The sequence below is a fragment of the Sphingomonas hengshuiensis genome (assembly GCF_000935025.1).
Classification (GTDB): Bacteria; Pseudomonadota; Alphaproteobacteria; order Sphingomonadales; family Sphingomonadaceae; genus Sphingomonas; species Sphingomonas hengshuiensis.
In genome coordinates this window covers 955,851-979,480 of record NZ_CP010836.1, presented here as the reverse complement: position 1 = coordinate 979,480, position 23,630 = coordinate 955,851, and the positions used below count along the sequence as shown (strand labels likewise).

Sequence of the window (23,630 nt, the reverse complement as noted above, 5' to 3'; positions counted from 1 at the left end):
GGGCGACTGCGCGCTCGCGGTGGGAAACGCGCAATAATCCGCCGCCGCAACGGGTGGGAGAAGCATCCCGCGCTATCGGCATTCTGCACCTGGCTGGCGGAAGAGGCGCGGGACGTAGGCTGAAGGCGGGTCACACGAGCAGGGACTCGTAAAACGCACTGAATCGCCGTTCGGGGTGCCGAATCTGGATTTCCAGAACCCACAGGCCGGACGATGGCGTATAGTCGATATCGCGCAGCGGTCCGTCGAATTTCACGGCGTGCGGAAAGTCCGACAGGCGATGGCCCGACATGTCCAGGTTGAGCTGCCAGCCCCGCGCCTCCGCCTCCAGCGCCGCGCGGCGATACAGCGCGGCGCCGGTCAGCCCCTCCTCCCGCCATGCCGCGCTGGTGGCGTCGAACACCGCGCGCACGTCCCGGGCCGCGCGGGCCATGTCGGGGTCGTTCCCCACCACGAACGTATCCCCGCCATCGCCTTCATACCCGCGCCAGACCGGCCCGATGTCGATGAAAAAGATGTCGTCCTCGCGCAGCAACACGCCCGGATCCGATCGTTCGCCGAAATTCTTCATCGTGTTCGGCCCAAACCGCACATGGATGCCGTGCCAGCCGCGCAGCATCTCGCGCGCCTTGAGCATGCGGCGCGCCATGGCCACCGCGTCCTCCTCGACCATGCCGGGATGGATGGCGGCGGCGATCGCATGGATCGCCGCGCGCGTGTGCTTCGCCGCCTCGACCATCATCGCGGGGTCGAAATGCGCCCCGTTGCGCTCCTCGACCTGCCTCCGGTCATTCGCGACGCTCACCGGGGAACCTCCGTGCCGATGGAATGGGCCGGCCAGCGATGCTTCCACGGCAGCGCCGCCTCCAGCTCGAATGCGAGTTCGAGCAGAAGGGCCTCCTGACCGCGCGCCGCCGTGAACATGCTCCCGATCGGAACCCCATCGGCACCGAGATAGAGCGGCAGCGAAAGGGCGGGCAGGCCCGTCAGGTTCTGGAGCGGCGTATAGGAAACATAGTCGAACATCCGCTCCATGATGTGCTCGAACGAGCGGTCCGGCGCCAGATCGCCGATTGCCAGCGCGGGATGGCGCAGGACGGGAGAGAGGACGATGTCGTATTGCGTGAAGAAGCGGGCAAAGGCGTCGGACGCCGCGCAGATCTGGCCCAGCGCGCCTTCGAGATCGGCGGTGCCCAGCGTTTCGCCATGCCGTGCCAGGTCGCGGGTCCAGGGCTCGAGCGCCGCCTCGGCCGCCGCCTCGCCCATCCGGCTGACGACATGCGCCACCGCATCGCGGGCCAGATAGCGCCACAGCGTCCGGAAACAGGCGGCAACGCCCGGCCCGTCCGCGGGCAGTGGCGCCGCGACGACATCATGCCCCAGCGACGCGCAGAGATCGGCCGCCTGGCGGAGCACCGCAGCAACCTGCGGCGACGGCGCCGCGCCGTCGAGAGTGTCCGCGATCACCGCCACGCGCAGCCGGCGCGCGACCGGCGCGACCGGCATGTCGATGCCTCCTGCGGCGGTGGCATAGGCCCAGGACACGTCGCGCACGCTGCGCGACAGCAGGACGTCGCAGGCGAGCAGGTCCTCCAGGACATGCGGGTCGCGCGCCCGCACATTCGCCCCCCGCCCCGGCTTCAGCCCGACCAGTCCGCAGCAGCTCGCCGGAATGCGGATCGAGCCGCCGCCGTCCGCCGCATGCGCGACGGGCACCATCCCCGACGCGACTGCCGCGGCGGCGCCACCGGACGAACCGCCCGGCGAGCGATCGAGCGACCAGGGATTGCGGGCCGCGCCATAGAGCAAGGGCTCGGTCGTCGGCAAAAGTCCGAATTCGGGGGCGTTGGTCTTGCCCAGCGGGATCAGCCCGGCATCGTCAAACGCCCTTGTGAAGGGGAATTCGATCGTCCCCGGCGCAGCGTCCCGCTTCGAACGCGAGCCGCTTCGATTGGGCATGCCGGGATAGTCCAGCCCGTCCTTCAGCAGCCAGGGCACCCCGGCCATCGCCCCGCGCATATCGGTTGCGCGCGCACGGGCACGGGCACGATCGTAATCCTTGAAGGTCATGACGTTCAGCGCGGCATCGAGATGCTCGATCCGCAGGATCGCGGCGTCGACCAGGTCCGCCGGGGTCAGTTCGCCCGTTTTGACCAGCGCCGCCTGATCATGGGCATCAAGCCGCCCGATCGCAAACGCATCCGCCGCGTTCAAACCCGTTCCAGCATCCAGCATATCGGCCCCGTCGATCATCCATTCCGATCGGGCGGAGTATCGAGGCGGGGGCGCGCGCTCTTGCCAAATCCGCCACGGGACTTAGCCGCGCGATGCACCGGCGGGACCCGGCATGCTAAGCGCCGGCCCGTCGCCGCCAAATCCGGCGCGCGAACGATCGTATCGTCGCCGACACAGGGGGCAGCATGACCAGGGCTCGGACGCACTATTTCGCATGGATCAGGGGAATGGCCTGGGCGATCCTGCTGGGCTGCGGCATGGCGGGACAGGCGGCGGCTGCAGCCAAGGACCCGCCGGGCAGCGAGCACAGGGACGTGCTGGTCCAGGGCCACCTTATGCATTTCGAACTGTCGCGCGGGTCCAATCCCGACCGGGTCATCCTGCTGGAGGCCGGCGCCACGCTCTCCTCGACCGAATGGACCGAGGTGATGCGCCGCCTTCGGAGCAGGACCAACGCGACGATCATCGCCTATGACCGGGCCGGCATGGGGCGCAGCGCGCCGCTGCGCACGCGCTACGACGTCCGGCAGGAGGTGTCCCGGCTGCACGATGCGCTGCGCCAACTGGGCCTGGCCAGGGAGATGGTGCTGGTCGGGCACAGCTATGGCGGCTTCCTGATCCAGCTCTACGCCAATCTCTACCCGCGCGAAGTGGCCGGGATGGTCTATGTCGAGGCAGTCACCGTTTCGGGGCTGGGCGGCGTGGCGGGGGCGACGCTGTTCCGAAACGCGATCTCCGACGCGATCCGGGCGGGCACCAACCAGTTTTCCGATCCGCGGCTGGCGGAGGGCTATGTCAGGACGATGAAGACGCTGATGCGCAATCCCCCGCCCTGCGGCATCCCCGTCGCGGTCATCACCCGCGGTCCGCGCGACATGGCGATCACCGACCCGCTGCTGCAACGCTGGCGCGACGGGCATGCCGCGCTGGCAGCGACAACGGGCGGCACGCTGATCCATGCAGCAAGAAGCGGGCATGTCGTGCCGGTCGACGATCCCGACCTGGTCGCCGATGCGATACTCGGGGTGAACGATCGGGCCGGACGCGCGCGTGCCGACCCGCGCAAATGCGCGCTGCCGAACGGCTAAGCCCCGGACCTGACCGGCGAAGCCGTGCCGCCGCTTTCGTCGTTCGCTGCGACCATGGTTACCGACAGGAAGCGTATATGCAGATCGAAATAGCCCTTGAGCGCTGGCCGATGCGCGCGCCGTTCCACATCGCCGGAAAGAGCTTTGTCGATGCCCAGATCGTCACGGTCGAAGTCACCGAGGGCACCCACCGCGGCCGGGGCGAGGCATGCGGCGTCTATTACACCAACGACACCGCCGACCGGATCGTCGCCCAGCTCGAACAGGTGCGCGCGCACGCCGACCGGCTCGACCGCGAAGCGGTGCAGACGCTCCTGCCGGCGGGGGGTGCGCGCAACGCGCTCGACTGCGCATTATGGGAGTTGGAGGCCGCGCAATCCGGCAAAAGCGTTTGGCAACTCGCGGGGCTCTCCTCGGTTCGCCCGCTGAAGACGGTATTCACGATCGGCATCGACGCGCCGGATGCGATGGCGGCGTCGGCGCGCGCGATGACGCACGCCCCGGCGATCAAGCTCAAGCTCGCCGGGGACGGCGTCGATGCCGATCGCGTGCGTGCCGTGCGCGCCGCGCGACCCGATGCGTGGCTGGCGGTCGACGCCAATCGCGGGTTCGACCGCGCGGGCTTCGTCGACATCCTGCCGGTGTTCCACGAGGTCGGGATCGCGCTGATCGAACAGCCGCTGGCGATCGGGCGCGAGCAGGACATGCGCGGCATCGACCGCCGGATACCGCTGGCCGCGGACGAAAGCGTCCAGGACATCGACGACCTCGCGCCGCTGGTCGGGCTGTTCGACATCGTCAACATCAAGCTCGATAAGTGCGGCGGGCTGACCCACGCATTGCGCATGGAGGCCGACGCTCGAAAGCTGGGGTTCCAGGTCATGGTCGGCAACATGACGGGGACGTCCTGGTCGCAGGCGCCCGGCTTCGTGCTCGGCCAGCGGTGCGACTATGTCGACCTTGACGGGCCGACCTTCCTGGCGAGCGATCGGTCGCCGGCGGTGCGTTATGCCGACGGGTATATCTTCTGCCCCGACACGATTTGGGGCCGCGGCGCCGCATAGGCGCACGCCCGGCGACCGGATTCGCTAAGCCGCGTGCCTTTTGCGCTAACGCCCCGGCGCGTTCCGGGGATAGGCTGCGACGCTTGAGGCTGCCGGCACGCTGCGATCCGGGGAACCTTCCCGCAGTCGACCAGGGGCGCAGTCCGTGGGGAACATGAGCATGAACGGCCATAAACTCCTGTCGCGCGTACCCGCCGAACGCAGCATCCACGACATAAAGCGCATGTCGCGCCGGCTGCACGAAGAGCCTGGAAGCAGGACGGGCGAGGAGGACGGGTGGCTCAAGCCCGTCGGCACGCTCGGCTTCCGCTATGACTATGACATCAATATCGCGCGCGGCGGCTGGGAGTTTTACGAGCTGGGCTCGGGGCTCAGCCTGGTCGTGACGGACATGGTCGCGGCGATCCCGACCCCCCGGCGCCACAACATGACCGGCCATCTGGTGATGTCGCTCGTGGTGAGCGGCGTCATCCCGTTCGCCGACGCGCGCGAGACGGGCCTGGGCGAGCCGATGCGGCGCGGCTATTGCACGCTCTACGGGCTGCGCGAAGGCTCCACGGTCGAGACCGTCTATGAGCCGGGCAAGCATCTGCGCTGGATCACCATCGTTATCGAGGCCGACCGGTTTCGCGACGCTTTGGGCATCGACCCTTCGGAACTGTCGCCCGAGTTGCAGGGCTTCTTCGCGGGAACGACGGATTTAGCCGCCCGCCACATCCCCGTCTCGCATCCCTCGGTGGCGCTTGCGGCGCATGACGTGCTCGAATGCCCGTTCGAGGGGACGGCACGAACCGCATTCCTGCGCGCCAAGGCGATCGAACTGAGCTGCCATGTGCTCAGCGCCATGTCCGATCCGGGCAATGCGACGCTGGGAGAACGCCTGTCCGCGCTGGACCTGCGCAAGCTGGAACGCGCGCTGCAGGTCGTCCGGGCGACGCCCCAGCACCCGATCCGCGTGGATCATCTCGCCGCGCAGGTCGGCCTTTCGCGCCGCCGCCTGCAACAGGGATTCCGGCACCTGTACGGCGATACGGTGTGCAACGTCCGGGACAAGTTCCGCATGGAACTGGCCTTCGATCTCGTCGTCGATTCGACCATGTCGATGATCGAGATCGCGATGGAGAGCGGCTATGAGCACCCCGCGAGCTTCACCCGCGCGTTCAAGGCGTCGTTCGCCGCATCGCCGATCGCCGTCCGCAACGCGGCGCAGGCCGGGCGCGTCGTGAAGCGCCGCCGCACCGCCGCCACGCGCCGCTGAAACCCGGACGCGCCCGGTCTCAGCCCAGCAGCCTGTCGACGATCCTGCCCGGCCCGTGCAACAGCGGGTCGCAGCACGGCAGGCCCGTTTCCGCCTCGATCCCGGCGATCACCGCGTCGATGCTTCCCCGGTCCAGGTTGCTGCCGTTGATGCTGACGCCCACCACCTGCGCGGCGGGATTGGTGAGGCGCGTCGCCTGCAGCGCCATTTCGGCAAGCGCCGAAACGGTCGGCACCGGATAGTCGAGCCCCAGCATCTTCGCGCGGCCCGGCTCGTGACACAGGACGATGGCGTCGGGCTGGCTGCCATGGGCGAGCCCCAGCGTGACCGCGGCATAAGCGGGGTGCGCAAGCGAGCCCTGCCCTTCGATCACGTCCCAATGCGCGGGATCGGCATCGGGCGAAAGCCACTCCGCGGCGCCCGACACGAAATCGGCGATGACGGCGTCGATCACCACGCCCCGCCCCGCGATCAGAAGACCGGTCTGGCCCGTTGCCCGGAAATCGGCGTCCACGCCGCGCGCGCGCAGCTCGCGCTCGATCGCGAGCGCGGTGTATTTCTTGCCCACCGCGCAATCCGTGCCCATGGTCAGCACCCGCTTCCCCGAACGTTTGCGACCGGTGCCCGGCGCGAAACTGCGGGTCGGCGCACGCACGTCATGAACGCTCCGCCCGGTCCGCGCGGCGGCCTCGGCGATCGCGGGAATGTCGATCAGGCGCGTATGCATGCCCGCCGCGACGTCCAGCCCCGATTCCAGCGCATCGACAATGGTGGCGATCCAGTTTTCGGGGATGAAGCCGCCGACATTCACCACGCCGACGATCATCGTCCTGCACCCGGCGGCCTGCGCCTGGGCCGGCGCCATTTCCGGCAGGTCCAGGTCGAATGCGCAACCGGGAAGCCGGTGCTGGGCAAGGCACAATTCGCCCCGCCATTGCCGGATGCCCGCACCCATCTTGTCCATGCCCGTCAGATTGGCGTCACCGAGAAAGATCAGATACGGGCTTTGCATAGGAGGCGTCCTTCGATGACGATGAGGGCACCTCCAATGGCGGGATTTCCCCGGCCGCTCTTTGCGATGCGATGCGCGCGCTGTGCGATTTGGGGCAGCGCCGCCGCGGGGTCAGGCCTTTTGGGACAAGCCGCCGCCCATTCCCGTGCGGATGGCGGGCGCCGCCGCCCTATTCTGCGGCCATTCCCAAAAATTGGCATCAGCGCCAGGAACCATCAAGGATAGTGACATGAGTCCTTTGGCCGGCATCGCCGGAAGACCGCGCCAGCGTGCGGTGCTTCTGTTCATGCTCAGCGCAACCTATGCGGTAAACTATGTCGACCGGCAGATCCTCGCCATCCTGCTGGAGCCGATCAAGGCGGAGTTCGGGCTCAGCGACGCGATGCTCGGGCTCCTGGCGGGTCCCGCCTTCGCGCTCTTCTATGCCACGATGGGCGTTCCCATCGCGATTCTGGCCGATCGCCGGACGCGGACGCACATCATCGGGCTGGCGCTGGTCTGTTTCAGCGCCGCGACCGCAGCCTGCGGGCTGGTGACGCACTTCTGGCAGTTGCTCGGCGCGCGGATGCTGACCGGCGTCGGCGAGGCGGGCACCGGACCGGCATCGCAATCGATCATCAGCGACCTTTACCCCCCCCATGCCCGTGGCCGCGCGCAGGCGCTGTACGCAGTCGGCGTCAATGTCGGGACGATGATCGCCTTTCTGTTCGGGGGATGGCTGGCGCACCGCTTCGGCTGGCGGACGACCTTTTTCGTGCTCGGGATGCCTGGCCTGTTGCTCGCCCCCTATTTCTTCCTGCGCGGGCGGGAACCGCAGCGAAGCGTGGGCAATGCGACGCCCGCGCCGTCGATGGCCGAATGCCTCCGCTTCCTGCGCGATCAGAAATCCTATCGATGGCTCGTCATTGGCAGCGGGTTCAGTGCCTTTTCGGGCTATGGCGTCGCCACCTTCGTCCCCGCCTTCCTGATGCGGTCGCACGGGCTCGATCCGCAGCAGGTGGGGATGGTCTTCGCGATCATCCTGGGCATTGGCGGCGGTATCTGCACCTTCGGGTCCGGGGTGCTTATCGACCGCCTCAGCCGGCGCGATGCGCGATGGTATATGTGGGTCCCCGCCTGGGGGGGCGTGGTGGCGCTGCCCTTCTGGCCGGGTTTCCTGCTCGCGCCCGACATCACCACTGCCGTCCTCGCCGCGATCGTCCCGCTGTCGGTCAGCGCAGTCTATATCGGGCCGTGCATCACCACGATCCAGATGCTCGCCCCGCCCCGGATGCGCGCGCGCGCCGCCGCGGTGCAATTGTTCCTGGGCAACCTGATCGGCCTTGGCCTGGGGCCACAGGTCATCGGGCTGCTGAGCGACGCGCTGGCGCCGGTCTTCGGCAAGGATTCGCTGCGCTATGCGCTGCTGGCCGGAGTGGCGGCCAGCATGTGCGCGATGTTCGCCTATTGGCGGGCGTCACGGACGCTGATCGCCGATGTCGCGCGCTCAGAACGCTATGCGCGCGAGGCCTGATCGCGGTCGCGGCGCAGCAGCCGCCCTGCCGATGCGTGCACGCCGTCCTGCTCCCCCGCATAGGTGCTGTGCCCGTTGACCCACACTTCGACGACTCCGTCCGCCTTGCGGATCGGGTCGGCGAAGGTGGCGCGATCGATGATCCGCGCCCGATCGAACAGCGCGAGGTCGGCGAACGCTCCCACTCGCAACACCCCCCGGTCGACCAGGCCAAAGACCTGCGCGGGCAACCCGGTCATTTTCGCGACCGCCGCCTCAAGCGTGAACAGCCCGGCGTCGCGGGCGTAATGGCCCAGCACGCGGGGGAACGTGCCCCAGAGCCGGGGGTGCGGGCGCACGTCGTGCGGCAACCCGTCGCTGCCGATCATCGATCGCGGATGGGCCAGGATGCGGCGCACGTCCTGCTCGTCCATCGAATAATAGACGGCGCCGGCAGGCAGCAGGCGCCCGGCCGCGATGCGCTGGTCCACGCCCCATTCGCGCGCGATATCGGCCAGCATGCGCCCCGCCATCGCGGGTTCGGCAAGCGACCATGTCACCTGCACCGGCAGGTCATCGCGCAGCAGCTCCACCAGCAGGGCCGTCGACGACGCAGCATAGGGATAGACGTCGAAATCCACCGGCTGCCGGTCGACCGCCGCGTCGATGCATGCCAGCGTTTCGACCGACCGGCCGAAATTCTCGTGCAGCGTGCATTTAAGGTGGCTGACCACGACCGGGCACCCGATCGCGCGCCCGATCGCCAGCGCTTCCTCGATCGATTCCACGACCTTGCCGCCCTCGTCGCGAAGATGCGTGACGTACAGCCCGTTGGCGGCGGCGAGCGGCTGGCCGATCGCGATGACTTCCTCGGTCGTCGCCTGGCGGGATGCCGGATAGGCGAGCCCGGTCGAAAATCCCGCCGCACCCTCCGCCAGCGACCGGGCGAGCAGGTCGCGCATGCGGGCGACCTCGCTCTCCGACGCGGGCTGCACCGCGTCGCGGCCCATCACCGCCGCGCGCAGGCTCATATGGCCGACGAACGCCAGGACGTTGACGGGCGGCGGGGCCGACGTCAGGCGATCGGCGTAGGAGGCGAAGCTGGCATGCGTCCACCACTGCGCATCGCCCAGCAGGTCGAGCGGCGCCATCGGGCGTTCGGTGCAGACCAGCGGCGCCAGGCTGACCCCGCAATTGCCCACGATGACGGTGGTGACGCCCTGCGATACCTTGCACAGCATGTCCGCGGGCTCGCCGACGACCGCGCGATCGTCATGGGTATGCGCATCGATAAAGCCGGGGCTGAGCGTCAGGCCCGTGCCGTCGATCTCGCGGATACCGTACCAGGACGAAAGCGCGCCGATCGCGGCGATGCGATCGCCGCGAACCGCCAGATCGCCTTGAAACCCGGCCTCCCCGGTGCCGTCGACCAGTTCTACATTCCGAAAAAGCGTGTCCGCCTGATGCCGTGCGATGATAGGGTCCCTTTCCGCGCGTCTTCGCTGTACGGCGCACAGATACGCCGCTGGCCAAGGGGGCCGTCTTAACCGATCAAAGCGCCCGGTTAGCTGAGAAATGCGGTTGCGCCGGTCGTCGCGCGGGGCGGCGCGGACTCGCCAATTCGCAGGACCGATCGGCAAAGAACGAAGGCGGATGTGACCATCTGATGACGATGCCGGTCTCAAGGCGACCTGGTGAGGAATCTTCAAGGGGCATCGACAATGGCTATCAGCAAGGGCGCATGGCTCAAAACCACGACATTATTGTACGCGACACTATGTATTTCGCCGGCGTTGGCACAGGAAGAGGAAACGCCGCCGACAAATGATATCGTTGTGACGGGCGCACGGGCACAGACCGCGGGGAAGAGCAGCGTCCCGCTGCTGGAAACGCCGCAGAATATCCAGGTCCTGTCGACGACGCTGTTGAAGGACCAGGGCATCAGCCTGCTCGACGATGCGCTGCGCAACGTGTCGGGCGTTTCCCCCGGCGGGGTCGCGCGCGCCTATGACTTCTACCGCATCCGCGGCTTCGACGCGAGCAGCTATACCTATGTCGACGGCCTGCCGCGCGGCCTGGCGATCAACGCCGAGCTTGCCGGGATCGAGCAGGTCGAGGTGGTCAAGGGGCCTTCCTCGGGCATGTATGGCCGGGGGTCCGCCGGCGGCCTGGTCAACCTCGTCTCCAAGAAGCCGCGCAAGGACGCGTTCGTCACGATCGAGGGCAGCTATGGCAGCTTCAGTTCGACCAACGGACTGATTGACGGCGGCGGCACGCTCAATGCGGCGGGGAACCTCTATGCCCGGCTCGTCGTGAATTATCGCGACGACAAGAGTTTCATCGATTTCAACCCTGGCACCGAACGTCTCTATGTCGCGCCCTCGCTCACCTTCGAGCCGAGCGACCGGACGAAGATCACGCTGCTGGCATCGGTGTCGAAGGACTGGAGCGAACTGATACCGGGGCAGCCGGCCGAGGGCCTCGTCTATGCCGGGCCGCTCGGCTATTATGACCGGCACCGCTATATCGGCGACCCCAAGAATATGGGGCAGATCGACCAGACGGTCACGACCGGAGGATATGAGATCGCGCACCGGTTCAGCGACGCCGTCTCGCTGTACCAGCGGGCGCGGATCACCGATCTCGATCTTGCCTGGACCAACCTGCAACAGCCGTTGGTCTATGATCCCGCCACGGGGCTGCAGACCGAATATTCCCAGGATTATTACGAAGACCGGCAGATATACGGCGTGGATAGCGGGCTCGAGATCACCGCCGACACCGGGCCGCTGGTCCACCGGCTCCTGTTGGGCGCCGAATATAACGGGCGACGCGCCAAGAGCGAAAGCAGGCTGGGCTTTTCGCCGACGGTGCAACTGGACCTCTACAATCCCGATTACAGCGTGTTCCAGTATCAGGCCCGAACCAGCATAACGCATTCGACCTCGCGATCCGACGCCTTCGGCTTCTATGCCCAGGACGATATCAAGCTGGGCAGGCTGAACGTGCGCGTGGGCGGCCGCTACGAGACCGTCGACCTGGGCGATGATACGCAGGACGCGTTCACGCCCAATATCGGCGCCAGCTTCGCGATCGCGAACGGGCTGAACCTGTACGGCAGCTTCGCCCGGTCGTTTGCGCCGCAGGCCGGCCTGCTCGACATCGACGGCAACCAGATCGATCCCGAGCGCGGGACGCAATATGAGGCGGGGCTGAAGTTCGCACCTGGGGGCCGCCGCCTGACCGCCACCGTCGCGATCTATGAACTGACGCGGAGCAATGTCGCGACAGCGATCCCGACCGCGCCGGGGCGTTATGCGGTGACGGGGAAGCAGCGCAGCAAGGGCTTTGAATTCGACGGCCAGTTCGAAGTCATGCCGGGGTGGCAGGTCATCGCCAACTATGCCCTTACCGAAGCCAAGGTGGTGGCGGACAACACCCTGCCCGTCGGCGACTGGGTGCTGGGCGTGCCCCGGCACCAAGCCGGGCTGTGGTCACGATACGAACTGCGCGACGGCAATTTGCGCGGGCTGGCGTTCAGCCTCGGGGGAAGCCATTTCTCGAAACAGGCGGGGGCGGTGCCCAACACCTATTTCCTCCCCGCCTACACCGTGGTCAACGGCAACGTCACCTACCGTACCGGCCCCTTCTCGGCGCGCCTGAACGTAAACAACATCTTCGACAAACGCTACGCCTCCAGCTCCAGCGGCACCTATTTCGTCGTGACCGGCAATCCCCGGATCGCGACGCTTACCCTCGGCGTGTCTTACTGACGGCGGTCCGGCCCAATGGGGTGGAGTGAGTGGCCCCGGATGTCTGGACAGGTTGGCGGCGAAGTTAAGCTAATCCCCGATGCTGTTGTGCCGCCATTCTGGGAATCGTCATCTGAGGGGGCATGCCCCACAGATGACGGTGCGTTGATCCCCCTTGCGATTTCCGTGGGTCACAAACGCCGCCGATTCGGCGGATTCGCCAATAAGTACAGGACTTCTGGTAACGCGATGACACAGCTTCCGCGCTTGTATTCGGCATTATTCTAAACACTTCATCGACTTAGGGTTCCATAGTAATTATTCACGTACAAGCACAGTAAAATATCTCTCGACGAGCGCGGCAACCTTTCACCGAGTGATCGATCCGAGCGGAACTTCGTGTTGACCCTGTCGTGTGGAGCGGCGATAACTGGATCAAATACTCCCCGGCGTTCATTGTCAGGAAATTGCGCGCCTCGGATATATCTGCGGGGACATTGGTGGTAGAACGGGCCTCACCGTGTTGATGGCGCACCCCACGGGATTTTGCGCGGGCGTGGTTCGCACGGTCGATGCGAAATGCCCGCTGGTCACCAAGGTCCACCGCGATCCTGTCAAGACGCCAGGCAGCCGCGCAAGCGCCGACGCTGCGCCCACGCAACGGCATTAGTGGAAGACGGCGCCGAATATGACGGGCGCAGCCTGGGCGGGCGCGACCTCGCCTATATCCGGGGCTGGATGCCCGTCGCCGAATTCTTCTTCCGCTATTATTTCCGCACGCGCGTCTCCGGGCTGGAGAACATCCCGCGCGGGCCGGCCATCTTCATCGGCAATCACAGCGGAGGCCTCTCGACTCCCGATACGGCGATGACCACCTATGTCTTCTGGTCGCAATGCGGCCCCGAGCGGCCGGTCTATGCGCTGATAGATGAGGCGATGTTCGGCTTCGAGCCGCTGGCAAAGCACCTGACCCGCGTTGGCGGCATCGCCGCCACGCCGCGGATGGCGCAGCGCGCGCTTGCATCGGGTGCGTCGCTGCTAATCTATCCCGGGGCCGGCGACGAGGCGTATCGCAGCTACGCCGATCGCAATATCGTCGCGCTGCACGGCCGCAGCGCCTATCTCAGGCTCGCCATCCGCCACCATGTGCCGGTGGTGCCGGTCGTCTGCCTGGGGGGGCACGAGACGCTGATCGTGCTCGACGACGGACGCGGCCTCGCCGACGCGCTTGGGCTCGATCGGCTGGGTATCGATCGCCTGCCGCTGACCTATTCCTGGCCCCATGGGCTTGCCTATGGGGTCCGTCACAGCCTGCCCTTCCCGGCGCGGATCGACATCGCCTTTTGCCCGCCGATCAGCCTCGACGGATTCTCGCCGGCTTCCGCGCGCGATCCCGCCATGCTCGAACTCTGTCACGAACATGTGCAGGCGCAGATGCAGCGTGCGCTCGATCGACTCGTCGCCGCGCGCGACATCGAGGCCGCCGCCGCGGCGGAGGCCCGCTAGCGGCATGGAGTCCGGTCCGGGCAACTTGTTTCTCGACACGCTTGCCGAGTATCGGGCGCTCGTCCTGCAGCGCATGCGGGAGCATATCCCCAGCCGGGGCCGCTACGCCGAGACACTTTACCAGCCGATGCTCGACTATCCCATGCGGGAGGGCAAGTGCTTTCGCCCCGCCTTATGCCTGGCGCTGTGCCAGGCCTGCGGCGGCACGCTAGAGGACGCGTTCGAGACCGCGACCGCGCTCGAGATGTTCCACAACGCTTTCTTGGTCCACGACGATATCGCCGATTGCTCGCATTCGCGGCGCGGCCAGCCCACGCTTCATGCCCAGCACGGTATCGCGCTCGCCACCAACGTCGGCGATGCGCTCAACATGCTCGCGCTCGGCACGCTGCTTGCCAACACCGGCCATCTCGGCCTCGAACGCGCGCTCACCGTGATCGAGGAGATCAGCCGGATGGCGCGCGAATCGACCGAGGGTCAGTCGATCGAGCTCGATTGGGTGGCGGGCAGGAAGGCACCCGCGGGTGCGCGCGACTATCTGCTGATGACCTACAAGAAGACGACCTGGTATACCTGCATCGCGCCGATGCGGCTCGGCGCACTGATCGCAGATGCGCCGCCCGATCGGCTCGGCGCCTTCATCCCGTTCGGCTTCCGCATCGGCGCCGCCTTCCAGATCCAGGACGATGTGCTGAACCTGGTGGGGGACGAGGCGCTCTACGGAAAGGAGACCAACGGCGACCTGGAGGAAGGAAAGCGCACGCTGATGATCATCCATGCGATGGCGCACGCGGATCCGTCGACACGCGCTCGACTCGAGGCCATTTACGCCAAGCCGCGCGTCGAGAAGACTGTGGAGGACATCGGCTTTGTCGTCGAGGCGATCGGGCGGGCTGGCTCGATCGACTATGCGCGGCAGATCGCGCAGCGGCTGACGGCTTCGGCGCGGCGCGCATGGGACGAGCGCTTCGGCTGGATTCCGCCAAGCCCGCACCGGCGCTTCATCGACGAGATGATCGACTACATGATCACGCGCCCGCTCTAGCTGGCGTCGCGGAGTGCTTCTAGTAGCGGCCGGATGCGGCGCGCGCGCGCGGCGCCCTCGGCAAAGGCCCGCTGCGCGCGCGAAATGCGTACCATCAAGGCGATGTCGGCGGTCAGGCGGAGCTGGCGCGCGCGGACCGCGCCGAGCACGTCGATGTCGCCGTCGATCAGCCGAATGATCGCCCGTCGGTTGGATTCCACCCACACCGTAACCGCCGCCCCCGCTGCGCCGGAAACCTGCGGGCGTCCGGCGCCCGAAACGAAAAACCGTTCTCCATCCACCGTGCAGGACACGATCAGCCCTGCCAGCTGCAGCGCCATCGCGGCGAACGCCGCAGGCTCGTCGCGTTCGAGGATGTCGAAGGCCTGGGCCAAGGTCTGCGCCGCGCAGGAACCGGCCATCAGCGCACGAACTCGAAACAGGCGCGTCGGCGGAAGGTGAGCGGCTCGCCGCCAAGGCTTCCGGCCGCCGTGAGCCAGCCCATGGTTTCGTTGAGCTCGACCAGCCCGAACCCCGTCTCGCGGGGAATCGCGATTTGGATCGCCGCGTCCGGCTCGTAGCGGGCGTCAATCCAGTCCACGCCGTCGCGCGCCGCGAAGCGCAGCTGCTGCGGAACGCTGGTGACACGCGACTGGTCGATCAGCGCCGACACCCCGGGGATCCGCCGCACCTCGCCGGCGAAGCGATCCGATCGGCCCGCGGTGACCATGCGGCGGCTGAAGAGTTTCGCGAGCCGGGGGCCGCGCCACAGCGCGAGGCTATGCTCCATCACGCCGCTGCGGGCCCGATCGACGGTCTTGTCGTAGACGAGGCTGAGCGGCTCTCCCCCGATATCCGCCGCCGCCGCGCAGAATCCCCAGTCCCAGCCGAAATTGTCTCCCCAGCGCCAGCGTCCCCAATTGTGATCGTGATAGGCCCGTGCGCCCGAAACCGCGATCCTGCGCCCCCCGACGCGGATCTCGCCCGATGCGGCGAGGTTCGGAACGATCAGCCAGTTGACGTGTCCCTCGCCGATCGGCGTGTCCTTCCACACCATGAAGGGTTCGGCGAGCGGCTCGAGCAACAGATCGACCGCGACCGTTCCGCCAGTATCGGCCAGCGCGAGCGCGTAGCCGCGATCCGCGCAGCGCAACGCCGAGGATCCCAGTGCGATATCGACTCTGCGCGGGTCGACGCACGCGGCGACGCCGTCGAACAGCTTCAGGCCCCCGCTCCAGCCCCGACCGCGTTCGTGGACGAGCAAAATCAGGTTCGCCTGCCCCTTGTCGGGCGTGAACAGATCGCCGCCCAGGCTGAGATTGACGATGACGTCGGCGCCGCTCGCGTCTTCGATCACGTTGAAATGCCACCATTCCTTATAGTCTGGAAGCCTGGGGTCCCCTCGTCCGGGAATATGCGGCCGATCGGCGACCTGGAGCGCCTCTACAAGCGGCCGCATTGCCTAGCGCAGGATCGATGCCTGCGGAGCCGCCGGATTCTCACCGGGCTCCGCGGGCGGAAGCGGCGGCGCCAACTCGGTCACGGTCGAAAGCGTCCGCTCCGAAAGGCTGATCAGCCCGAGCAGCAGATCGACGAATGGATTGCGATCGTCGTATAGCTCGTCCTCGAGCAGGTTGCGGGGGTCAGGCATCGGCGATCCAGGCTTCGAGCGACGAAGCGCTGATACCGCGCGCGATTTCCTCGAGCTGGGCAGCATGCAGGGTGCGCAGCACCGCCTCCAGCAACGCGGCCGGCGTGTCGCCGTCTTCGGGCGCTGCGGACACCAGGCTGTCGATTTCGAGCAGGTTCCAAAGCATCCAGCCCTTGGAACCGAGCTCGCTGCGAGCGATCAGCGCCCGCCAGCGCGCGCCGCCCGGGGTGGCGGCGAAGCGGCGCCCTTCGGCGATCAGGCCACCCAGCATCCTGCCCAACAGCGCCTCCGGCACACCACGCTGCCGCTCCGCCAGCGCCACGAGAAATGCGAGCACGTCGCCGTTGGCGTCGAGGGACGGCTGCGCGGATTCGGTTTCGACATCGATCCGCGAAACCGCTGCGGTCATGCGCCGGATCTCCGCACCGCTTGCTTGCCGCCCGCCTTTGCTGCCGCGCGCTTGGGCGCCGCCGCGGGTTGGGCAGCCGGCGTCGCCGGTGGGGCGTCGACCTCCGCGGACTGCATGGGGCGCGGCTCCGCGATCGTCAGCCGCGTGACAATCTGCATCGCGTCGAGCCCCTCGGCCGAAAGCGTGGCGAGATAGGTGCGGCCGATCCGGAAATCGGGCCCGACTGCGATGATCGCCTCGAACAGCTGCTCCGTACCCGGCGCGATCTCGGCGCCGGGCGGCTCGAAGGCAACGGGGCTTCCGATGAGCTGGCTTCCGTCCTCGCTGATGAAGGGCGAGACGCGGCAGGTGACCGCTATGGTGTCGGCGCGGTTGTTCGTGACCTTGAACGGCGCGCGCACGGTCGAGCCCGGGGCGGCGGTGAGGTTGAGCGTCAGACTGTCCCCCGTCCCGGCGAACTCGGGGCGCTCGGACAAATCCCGCAACACGTTCAGAAAGCGCTCGTGGAAGCTGTAGCTCAGATCGACCAACGTCGAATAATATTCGAGATGCTCGCGGACGATCTGCTTGAGCGCACCGCCCTCGGCCAACCGCTGGCCCTGCCGATTGTCGGCAAGCCGCCGCGAGAGTTCGGCATGGGCCTCGAGCGTCTTGAGATCGGCCTTGATCTTGCGCGAGGCCAGATCGGTTAGCTGCTTCCTCAGATCCGGGTCGGAAAGTACTGCGCCGATGCTCTGGAGTCCGATCATCCGGTCTCGTCCTGGTCGGTCTTGAACACCTGTTCGCCCCCCGCTTCGACGTCCGCCGTGTCGGCACGGAGTTCCCGCGCGCCCTTTGTCTCGCGCGGATCGCAGTAATAGTGATGATACCAGTGCAGCGGCCGCGGGCGCGGATGGCAGCAGCAGTGCAGATCGAGCGTGGGGGCATGATCGATCTCGCGCTCGACAAGCACGGTGAGCCGCAGCCGCATGGCGTCGCATGTTTCCGAAGCGATGGTCACGGCGGCGCCATATTCGACTCCGGACTGGTGGTCGCTCGCGTCGATCACCGCCTCGATCACCTTGGTCTCCCCCGGTTCGAGGTCGACCCTGTCGGGAACGAGCAGGATCCGGCCACCATTGCTGCCGTCGTCGCCCGTCATCGGCTTCGGGTTCAGCGCGAAGATCCGCCGCTGGCTGGTGGTGTTGCGCAGCTTGAAGACGATACGGACATCGCGGGCGCTGTCGATCACCTTGCGAATTTCGCCGAGATCGGAGGATTTGCAGTCGCATGCGGGCAGTCGGCATCCGCGCGCGCGCGCGAGCGACGGCATCGGCAGGCCCTCCAGCCCGCTCGCGCGCATCGTGCGCCGCAGCGCCGCGCCCTGCGCGGCGCTCGCGATCGTCGCGATCTCGCCCACCGCGCGCGCCACCGTCTGGACCTGCGCGAACAGGTCCTTCGCGCCGCGCGTGAGCGCTGCGGCCGAGGGACGGCTGTCGTACGAGGCATAATAGGTCGTAGTCACACTGCGCCTCCCTGTGGATCGTCAGTCAGTCAGTATGCCGCCGCGCCGCCCCTGCCTTTTCGCGCCTGTTCCAAGCGCGAGAATCCGGACCTGGAGCGATGCGGCGCCGAATTGCAGTTCGGCGTCGTAGCGCCTTCCTCCCCGCATGTTGGTCGGCAAGTGGAACGCCACCGGCACCATCTCGGCGTCGCCGGCGGCCAGGATCACCGGTCCGCTTTCGGCGCGGACGCGCGCGAAATCGGTGCGCCGCGCGGCGATGCTGCTTGCCAGCGTGTCGAGGAAAACGCGGTGGGCTCCTTCGGTCCCCTCCATGCCCTGCACCATGGCCATCGCTTCCTGCAACCCCAGGCACGTCTGGTTCTCCTCCTGGAGGACCAGCATCCCCAGCACGTCGATCACGATCGGCACATTGCCATGGTTGACCAGCAGCAATTCCTGAGTGACGATATCTCCGGGTACGCCCGCGATCGTGATCGAGCCGGGGCGAATCTCAGCGCGTTCGTCCGGGAGCACTTCGATCTCGGCCTCGCGCGGCTCTCCTGCGACGTCGAAGACCGCGCGGTACCTACCCGGCGGCGTCGTATCGGGAAGCGAGAAGCGCACGGGCACCTTGCCGCTGGATCCGGGGGCGAGGCGGTTCGAAAACACCAGATGCCGCGGCACGTCCTGATCGACCGGGGCCGAGGAAGTAAGCATCTGCGCGTGGTTCAGCCGATGGAGATAGCCCACGCGCGTCTCGTGGAAGTTCCGAGTGGCAGCGCGGAACTGCCCGATCGGCTCCGGCGCGCGCGTGACCGACAGCACGCCGGCAAGGTCGCCGGGCCGCCCGCGCAGCCGGATGACGTCGTCATGGACCGCCATGGGACGCCGCAACGCGTCCAGCGCCTCGGCCGGCTCGGCTGCGGCCTCGCTCATGTCTCGCAGGGCTCGCACTCGACGGCGCAGCGTTCATAGGCGTTGGGCACATAGTCGTCGAGGATCACCTGAGGCTCACCGCAAATCGAGAATTGCACGACATCGACGCCGTACAGGTTGAACGGAAATATCGAGAGCCCGAAATGGAGGTTGACCGGCATGCGGATGCGTCTGCGCATCAGCCGGAAGATATCGTCCAGCGAGAAGTCCGGCATGTTCGCCATGCGCATCGTCACGCCCATCTGGGTCGTCACGGGATTCGCAGGATCGCCGACCAGTTCGACCGATACGCCCCCCGACATCGCAGTCGCGATACTCAGCGGCGATATATTCTGGTTCAATGTCCACGGATTTGGAAGACTTGGTGCCGACATCAGGCAATCCACTTCGCCAATCAGAGAAAACTCCAGCCCAAGGCTCTGAGTCGCGCCAATAACACTATTGGAATATCGAAGTTATGTATGCCGGGCAATGGGCTATCGATGCGATAGAACAAGTAGTCTGTATATGGTCCGACGATCATGGGCCGCCCTATTGGCAAGGGCGCCGGCCCTCCTTCGACCAGATCGCTTCATGCCGCAAATGTGACTCGCACTATTATCCAAAGCGCCGTCAATATAACGAGGACACGCGATGGTATTTTTAGTGGTATAGATCACATCGCTCTCATAACTACCGTTCAATATCAATTCTGTAGGTGCAATTTTTGAGCCCTCTAGCCTTTAGGCCGCCGACCTCCGCGCCACGCCGGCCAATGATCAGCGCCGGAAATCGGCGATCACCGGCCTCTTCGCCGTAACCGGGTCGTGGTGCAGCGCCGCCATCGTGACGCGCCGCACGTCGATGCCGACGCGTGGCGCCTCGTGCAATAGCCGGGCAAGTCCCGCCGCCGCAGCATCGACTGCGCATTTCCCGCCCGGATCGACCAGCAGAAGCGCGAGGCGGTCCCAGCCCTGCTCCCCGCGCCGCAACTCAATCTGGAATGCCTCTGCCCCTGCTGCGAGGGGTGCAAACAGCGCGACCTCGAAATGCTGCTCGGCAAGCAGGAACGAGCGCGCGTTACGCCCGAGCAGTTCGAGCAGGCGCACGCCGTCGCGCTCGACCAGCCGGCCGACATCGCCGACGAGGTAGCGGAACACGGGAAAGCGCTTGCGATAGCCGTTGGTGACGGCGAGCTCGCCGAACCCGTCGGGGTCGGGCGCCATCACTTCGACGACGATCTGCGGCAGGATGCGGAACAGCCCGGGCTGGCGGCTCGCGTCGGACCATGCCCAGATGCCGGTCTCCGCGCCGCCGTAGAGCGACCAGAATCGCCGGGTGCCGAAGCTTTCGGCAAAGGCTTCCGCGGCGCTCGCGGGGAGCGGTTCGCCCGCATAGAGCAACTGGGGAATATCCAGGCGCACGCCGCCGGTGCGGAGAAATTCTGCGAACAGCTGAAGCTTCGAGGGTGTGGCGAGCAGATGCGTCGGCGCGAACCGCCGCGCCGTCGCCACGACATCCTCGTACCGGGCATGCGCGCTCATCGGCAGCGAGGTCGCGCTACAGCGTTCGAGCAGGTCGTCGATGATCGCCGCGGTCCGGTACATGTCGGCATAGCCGAACAGGTTGAGCGCGACCGTCGCCGCATCGAACATCCCGCCGGCCATCAACGCGGTGGCGAGCGCATGGCGCTGGGCATGGTTTTCGTCGATGTCGACCGGAAACACGAGCGGGGTCTGCGTGCTCCCGCCCGAACGGACCAGATAGACGCCGCGCGGTTCGGCGCCGGGCGCGAAACCGTCGAGGTGCGGCTTCAGCACCGCCTTGTCGACCGGCGGCGCGGCGCCATAGTCGTCGATCCCGGCGAAATGGTCGCGGTAGAAACGATGCGCGCGTGCGCGGGCGAAACCGTCGCGCAGCAGCGCCGCATCGCCGGGGCCGGTCATGCGTCGGGCGTCTCGAACAAGTCGCGATACTGCGCCAGGAACGGCGCCCGCTGGTCCTCGGGCAAGATGCCCAGCGCGTGGTCGTGCCAGCGCGCGAGGAGCATTGCCGCCATCCGCCGGTCGCGGCGGTCGGCGCTGGTGCGATAGCGCAGTACGGTCGGCGGGACCTCTAACGCGCGCCAGTCGCCGCAGCGGCGGTGCGACAGGCTGTCGGGGGAGACGCGAAAACGGATCAGGGGCTCCGCGACCAACCCCACCGGCGCATCGGCGGCAACGACGTCCTTCAGAACGCGATACCAGAAATCGACGCCCTCGTTGAGACGGGCGCGTTCATAGCGGTGCGCGCCTATCCAGCGGCGCCGCACGACGACGTTGCTGGCGCGGCCCATCATGAATTCGGGGTGTGCGACCGCGCGCAGCGGGTCGGCGAGACCGAACAGCCCCTCCTCGATCGGCGCAAGCTCGGCGGCGAGCAGGGCAAGCTCCGGAAACACTTCGCCAGCGGGGTCGCTCGCATAGCCGATCACCGCCATTGCGAGCGCATGACGGTCCATGATGTCGCGCATGTAGCGCAGTGCATCGGGGCGCAGCCTGTCGTCGGCGTCGAGGCAGAGGAGAAGCTCGCAGTCGGCGCGTTCGATGCCGCTGTTGCGCGCCGCCCCCGGGCCACCATTCTCCGCCCGCCGCACCCACTCGACGCGCGTACCCGCGAGCGCGGCGGCATGGTGGGCAAGCGCCTGCTCCGCGACCTCCGCGCTGCCATCGATGCTCGCGTCGTCGACGAGGATCAGCGCGTCGGGCGGGACCTCCTGTCCCGCAAGCGAGGCGATGGTTTCCGCGACGAACGCCCGTTTGTCGAACAGCGGGATCACGACCGCAAGGCTGGTCATCGCGCGACCAGGGGTACGTAGATCAGGCCGCGATCGCCGTGGAGGTTGATCACCGACGCGCTGGAACCGCGGAAGATGCCGGGGCCATAGCTCGTCGCGTCGCGGCACAGCTGCAACCCGACCAGATGCGTCGCGCGGGCATCGCCGGGCGCGCCGTAGTTTCGCTGCGCCAGATACTGCTGGTACATGTCCCGGGACCAGTCGCGCTCCACGCGCGCGCGCCACGCCGCCTCCCCGCACTCGCGGCGCACCAGCGCGTCGATTCCGCGCCCGCCGCTGCTGCGCTTGGCGATCATGTCCTCGTCGCGCGCGAGCAATGCTTTGCAGCCATCGGCACAGCCGATCGTCCAGGAGGGGATCAGGAAGCCGCGCAGTTCCTCCGCCTCGTCCGCCGGCAAAAGGCTCCGGCGGATCGCATCGTCCCACAGCACCGCGAGTACGCGCTTGTCATGGACCAGGATCAGCGTGCGGACATCGTTGAAATAACGCCCGGTGGCGATCAGGTGCCGCAGCACCGCGCCGGGGATCGACGGCAACTCGCTTCGGTCCATCTCGAGGATGACATGGTCGATCGTCCGCCCGCCCGCGCGCAACGTGCCGCCCACCCGTTCGAGCGCGGTCGGCGAGACCGACAGGAAGTCGATGCCGCGTTCGCCAAGCATCTCGGCGAGAAGGAAGATTTCGGTTCCCGCCTCGCCCGCATGGAGCATCGCCACGGTATCGCCGGGGCTATAGGGCGCGCACAGCGCGTCGACAAAACCATGCCCGGTCACGTCGCCCAGCCCTGCGGCAGCCGCGTGCGGCGCGAGTGCCTCGGCTGCACGTTCGCTCACCATCCACCCGTTGAGCGGATAGCGTGCGCCGATCTCGCAGACCCGTGGCTGGCCATTGCTGTCGTGAACGAAGTCGGGGCGGTGCCAGCCGACGCGATAGGGCTGTCCGTGCGCCAGCCGCAGGATCGCTTCGATCGGGTCGGGCAAGGCATAGACCGAGCGGATGCGCGGATCGTCGAAATATTGCGCGACGATCGCGCGCAACGCCCTGTCGAGCAGCTGGTTCAGCCGCGTGAGCCGCGCCAGATAGTCGGGGGTGACCAGCACCGGCATCGCCGCGAGCTGTTTGCTGTCGATGATCGGCGGAGCGCCCATCCGCGCCGCCAGCGCCGCGCGCTGGTCGTCGGCGAAGCGGCGCTCGGCGATGCGCAGCAAGGGCGCATCGCCGCCTGTGTCGCTCAATGCACCGCCTCGACCTCGACCGCGTCCTGCAGACAGATATGCTCGAGCACGGCCGCCTTTTTCTCGAGATACTGCCCCACAATCTCGTCGAGCGCATAGTCTGCGATGGCGACGTCCATGGCATCGGCGAAATGCTCCAGCGCGCTCAGCGCGTGGAAGAAATGGTTCTTCTCGGTCGGCCCGGTATGGACGCTGATCCAGCCGAGGGTCTGGCGGATCGATGCGTCGGAAAAACCATAGTCTTCGGCCAGCCAGCGCCGGAACAGCGGGAGGATGAACTCGACCTCGCCATGCGTGTAGATTTCGTGCGTCAAGGTGGTGAGCAGCGCGATGACGGGGTCGCGGTCTCGCAGCGAATTATGGTCCTTCCAGTCCTTGAACGCCTTCGCCGCCGGATGCAGGTAACGCCGCGACAACCAGCGATCGTCGCCGACGATGTCGGTCGCCATGCGATAGAACATGTCCGCGTGGAGCACCCGATGCGTGACCGCGAGGTCCTCATCGATGATCCGGTCGAGGCTGGTGAGCGCGCGCAGCAACGCGCCCTCGTCGCCGACTGGCTGCCCGCGATGGAGCAGGAGCGTCAATCGATTCCCGATCCCCGCAACCGTAGCCGCGCTGTTGTTGGTCTGCGACCAGCTATGGAAGAAGCTGGACAGCGCCTCGGGAT

At 67.0% G+C, this 23,630-nt stretch carries 24 protein-coding genes; 8 read left to right on the top strand and 16 right to left on the bottom strand.

Annotation, left to right across the window (positions count from 1 at the left end):
• Positions 1–130 precede the first annotated feature (130 nt).
• Together TS85_RS04340 and TS85_RS04335 are read right to left on the bottom strand one after the other, a co-directional pair.
• Positions 131–805 (bottom strand): M24 family metallopeptidase, encoded by a 675-nt coding sequence (locus TS85_RS04340; RefSeq protein ID WP_227698660.1) that lies wholly within the window; start codon positions 803–805, stop codon positions 131–133.
• The gene (locus TS85_RS04335) at positions 802–2,253 is read right to left on the bottom strand and encodes an amidase family protein (protein ID WP_052507738.1); all 1,452 of its coding nucleotides are present in this window, start codon (positions 2,251–2,253) and stop codon (positions 802–804) included. Before TS85_RS04335 ends, TS85_RS04340 begins: the two co-directional genes overlap by 4 nt.
• A gap of 209 nt (positions 2,254–2,462) precedes the next feature.
• On the opposite strand from TS85_RS04335, the gene TS85_RS04330 reads away from it, so the two are divergent.
• The 3 genes from TS85_RS04330 to TS85_RS04320 all read left to right on the top strand — a co-directional run bounded on the left by TS85_RS04330 (position 2,463) and on the right by TS85_RS04320 (position 5,645).
• A complete protein-coding gene (locus TS85_RS04330) occupies positions 2,463–3,323 on the top strand; it encodes an alpha/beta fold hydrolase (RefSeq protein WP_044330632.1) in 861 nt (286 codons plus the stop codon).
• A 77-nt stretch (positions 3,324–3,400) separates the two neighbouring features.
• The gene (locus tag TS85_RS04325) at positions 3,401–4,387 is read left to right on the top strand and encodes a dipeptide epimerase (RefSeq protein WP_044330631.1); all 987 of its coding nucleotides are present in this window, start codon (positions 3,401–3,403) and stop codon (positions 4,385–4,387) included.
• A 160-nt stretch (positions 4,388–4,547) separates the two neighbouring features.
• A complete protein-coding gene (locus TS85_RS04320; RefSeq protein ID WP_162184696.1) occupies positions 4,548–5,645 on the top strand; it encodes a helix-turn-helix domain-containing protein in 1,098 nt (365 codons plus the stop codon).
• 19 nt (positions 5,646–5,664) lie between these two features.
• On the opposite strand, the gene TS85_RS04315 is transcribed toward TS85_RS04320, so the two are convergent.
• A complete protein-coding gene (locus TS85_RS04315; RefSeq protein ID WP_044330629.1) occupies positions 5,665–6,657 on the bottom strand; it encodes a DUF1611 domain-containing protein in 993 nt (330 codons plus the stop codon).
• A gap of 229 nt (positions 6,658–6,886) precedes the next feature.
• Between TS85_RS04315 and TS85_RS04310 the strand changes: the two genes are divergently transcribed.
• The gene (locus TS85_RS04310; protein WP_044330628.1) at positions 6,887–8,170 is read left to right on the top strand and encodes a spinster family MFS transporter; all 1,284 of its coding nucleotides are present in this window, start codon (positions 6,887–6,889) and stop codon (positions 8,168–8,170) included.
• On the opposite strand, the gene TS85_RS04305 is transcribed toward TS85_RS04310, so the two are convergent.
• Positions 8,152–9,441, bottom strand: coding sequence for an N-acyl-D-amino-acid deacylase family protein (locus TS85_RS04305; protein ID WP_265102112.1), 1,290 nt, complete (start codon positions 9,439–9,441; stop codon positions 8,152–8,154). The genes TS85_RS04310 and TS85_RS04305 overlap by 19 nt on opposite strands.
• Here TS85_RS04305 and TS85_RS26040 point away from each other — a divergent pair.
• From TS85_RS26040 to TS85_RS04290, 4 genes are all read left to right on the top strand, one after another.
• Positions 9,430–9,696, top strand: coding sequence for a hypothetical protein (locus TS85_RS26040; protein WP_227698816.1), 267 nt, complete (start codon positions 9,430–9,432; stop codon positions 9,694–9,696). The genes TS85_RS04305 and TS85_RS26040 overlap by 12 nt on opposite strands.
• Before the next feature lie 288 nt (positions 9,697–9,984).
• Entirely contained in the window at positions 9,985–11,922 is a 1,938-nt protein-coding gene (locus tag TS85_RS04300; protein ID WP_162184695.1) for a TonB-dependent siderophore receptor, read from the top strand.
• A 648-nt stretch (positions 11,923–12,570) separates the two neighbouring features.
• A complete protein-coding gene (locus TS85_RS04295) occupies positions 12,571–13,407 on the top strand; it encodes a 1-acyl-sn-glycerol-3-phosphate acyltransferase (RefSeq protein WP_044330626.1) in 837 nt (278 codons plus the stop codon).
• Complete coding sequence (locus tag TS85_RS04290) at positions 13,343–14,452, top strand: polyprenyl synthetase family protein (protein ID WP_162184694.1); 1,110 nt, start codon at positions 13,343–13,345, stop codon at positions 14,450–14,452. The genes TS85_RS04295 and TS85_RS04290 overlap by 65 nt, the downstream gene beginning before the upstream one ends.
• Here TS85_RS04290 and TS85_RS04285 read toward each other — a convergent pair.
• The 12 genes from TS85_RS04285 to TS85_RS04230 form a co-directional block, all read right to left on the bottom strand.
• The gene (locus tag TS85_RS04285; RefSeq protein ID WP_044330622.1) at positions 14,449–14,853 is read right to left on the bottom strand and encodes a hypothetical protein; all 405 of its coding nucleotides are present in this window, start codon (positions 14,851–14,853) and stop codon (positions 14,449–14,451) included. The two genes, TS85_RS04290 and TS85_RS04285, sit on opposite strands and share 4 nt — an antisense overlap.
• Positions 14,853–15,890, bottom strand: a complete 1,038-nt coding sequence (locus tag TS85_RS04280; RefSeq protein WP_044330620.1) for a hypothetical protein — start codon at positions 15,888–15,890, stop codon at positions 14,853–14,855. The genes TS85_RS04285 and TS85_RS04280 overlap by 1 nt, the downstream gene beginning before the upstream one ends.
• A gap of 3 nt (positions 15,891–15,893) precedes the next feature.
• Positions 15,894–16,082, bottom strand: a complete 189-nt coding sequence (locus TS85_RS04275; protein ID WP_044330618.1) for a hypothetical protein — start codon at positions 16,080–16,082, stop codon at positions 15,894–15,896.
• Positions 16,075–16,491 carry a hypothetical protein gene (locus tag TS85_RS23980; protein ID WP_052507736.1) on the bottom strand — a complete coding sequence of 139 codons (417 nt, stop codon included), beginning with the start codon at positions 16,489–16,491 and terminating at the stop codon, positions 16,075–16,077. Before TS85_RS23980 ends, TS85_RS04275 begins: the two co-directional genes overlap by 8 nt.
• Positions 16,488–17,240, bottom strand: coding sequence for a COG1470 family protein (locus TS85_RS04265; RefSeq protein WP_044330617.1), 753 nt, complete (start codon positions 17,238–17,240; stop codon positions 16,488–16,490). Before TS85_RS04265 ends, TS85_RS23980 begins: the two co-directional genes overlap by 4 nt.
• Complete coding sequence (locus TS85_RS04260; protein ID WP_044330615.1) at positions 17,237–17,995, bottom strand: hypothetical protein; 759 nt, start codon at positions 17,993–17,995, stop codon at positions 17,237–17,239. Before TS85_RS04260 ends, TS85_RS04265 begins: the two co-directional genes overlap by 4 nt.
• 21 nt (positions 17,996–18,016) lie before the next feature.
• Positions 18,017–18,910: a COG1470 family protein gene (locus tag TS85_RS04255; RefSeq protein WP_044330613.1), complete on the bottom strand. Its 894-nt coding sequence runs from the start codon at positions 18,908–18,910 to the stop codon at positions 18,017–18,019.
• On the bottom strand, positions 18,907–19,251 hold the full coding sequence (locus TS85_RS04250; RefSeq protein ID WP_155006295.1) for a hypothetical protein: 345 nt from the start codon (positions 19,249–19,251) through the stop codon (positions 18,907–18,909). Before TS85_RS04250 ends, TS85_RS04255 begins: the two co-directional genes overlap by 4 nt.
• A gap of 417 nt (positions 19,252–19,668) precedes the next feature.
• Positions 19,669–20,835 (bottom strand): phenylacetate--CoA ligase family protein, encoded by a 1,167-nt coding sequence (locus TS85_RS04245; protein ID WP_044330610.1) that lies wholly within the window; start codon positions 20,833–20,835, stop codon positions 19,669–19,671.
• Positions 20,832–21,725 carry a glycosyltransferase family 2 protein gene (locus TS85_RS04240; RefSeq protein WP_044330609.1) on the bottom strand — a complete coding sequence of 298 codons (894 nt, stop codon included), beginning with the start codon at positions 21,723–21,725 and terminating at the stop codon, positions 20,832–20,834. Before TS85_RS04240 ends, TS85_RS04245 begins: the two co-directional genes overlap by 4 nt.
• Positions 21,722–22,960: a hypothetical protein gene (locus tag TS85_RS04235; RefSeq protein WP_044330608.1), complete on the bottom strand. Its 1,239-nt coding sequence runs from the start codon at positions 22,958–22,960 to the stop codon at positions 21,722–21,724. Before TS85_RS04235 ends, TS85_RS04240 begins: the two co-directional genes overlap by 4 nt.
• A complete protein-coding gene (locus TS85_RS04230) occupies positions 22,957–23,547 on the bottom strand; it encodes a hypothetical protein (RefSeq protein WP_155006294.1) in 591 nt (196 codons plus the stop codon). Before TS85_RS04230 ends, TS85_RS04235 begins: the two co-directional genes overlap by 4 nt.
• Positions 23,548–23,630: the final 83 nt, after the last annotated feature.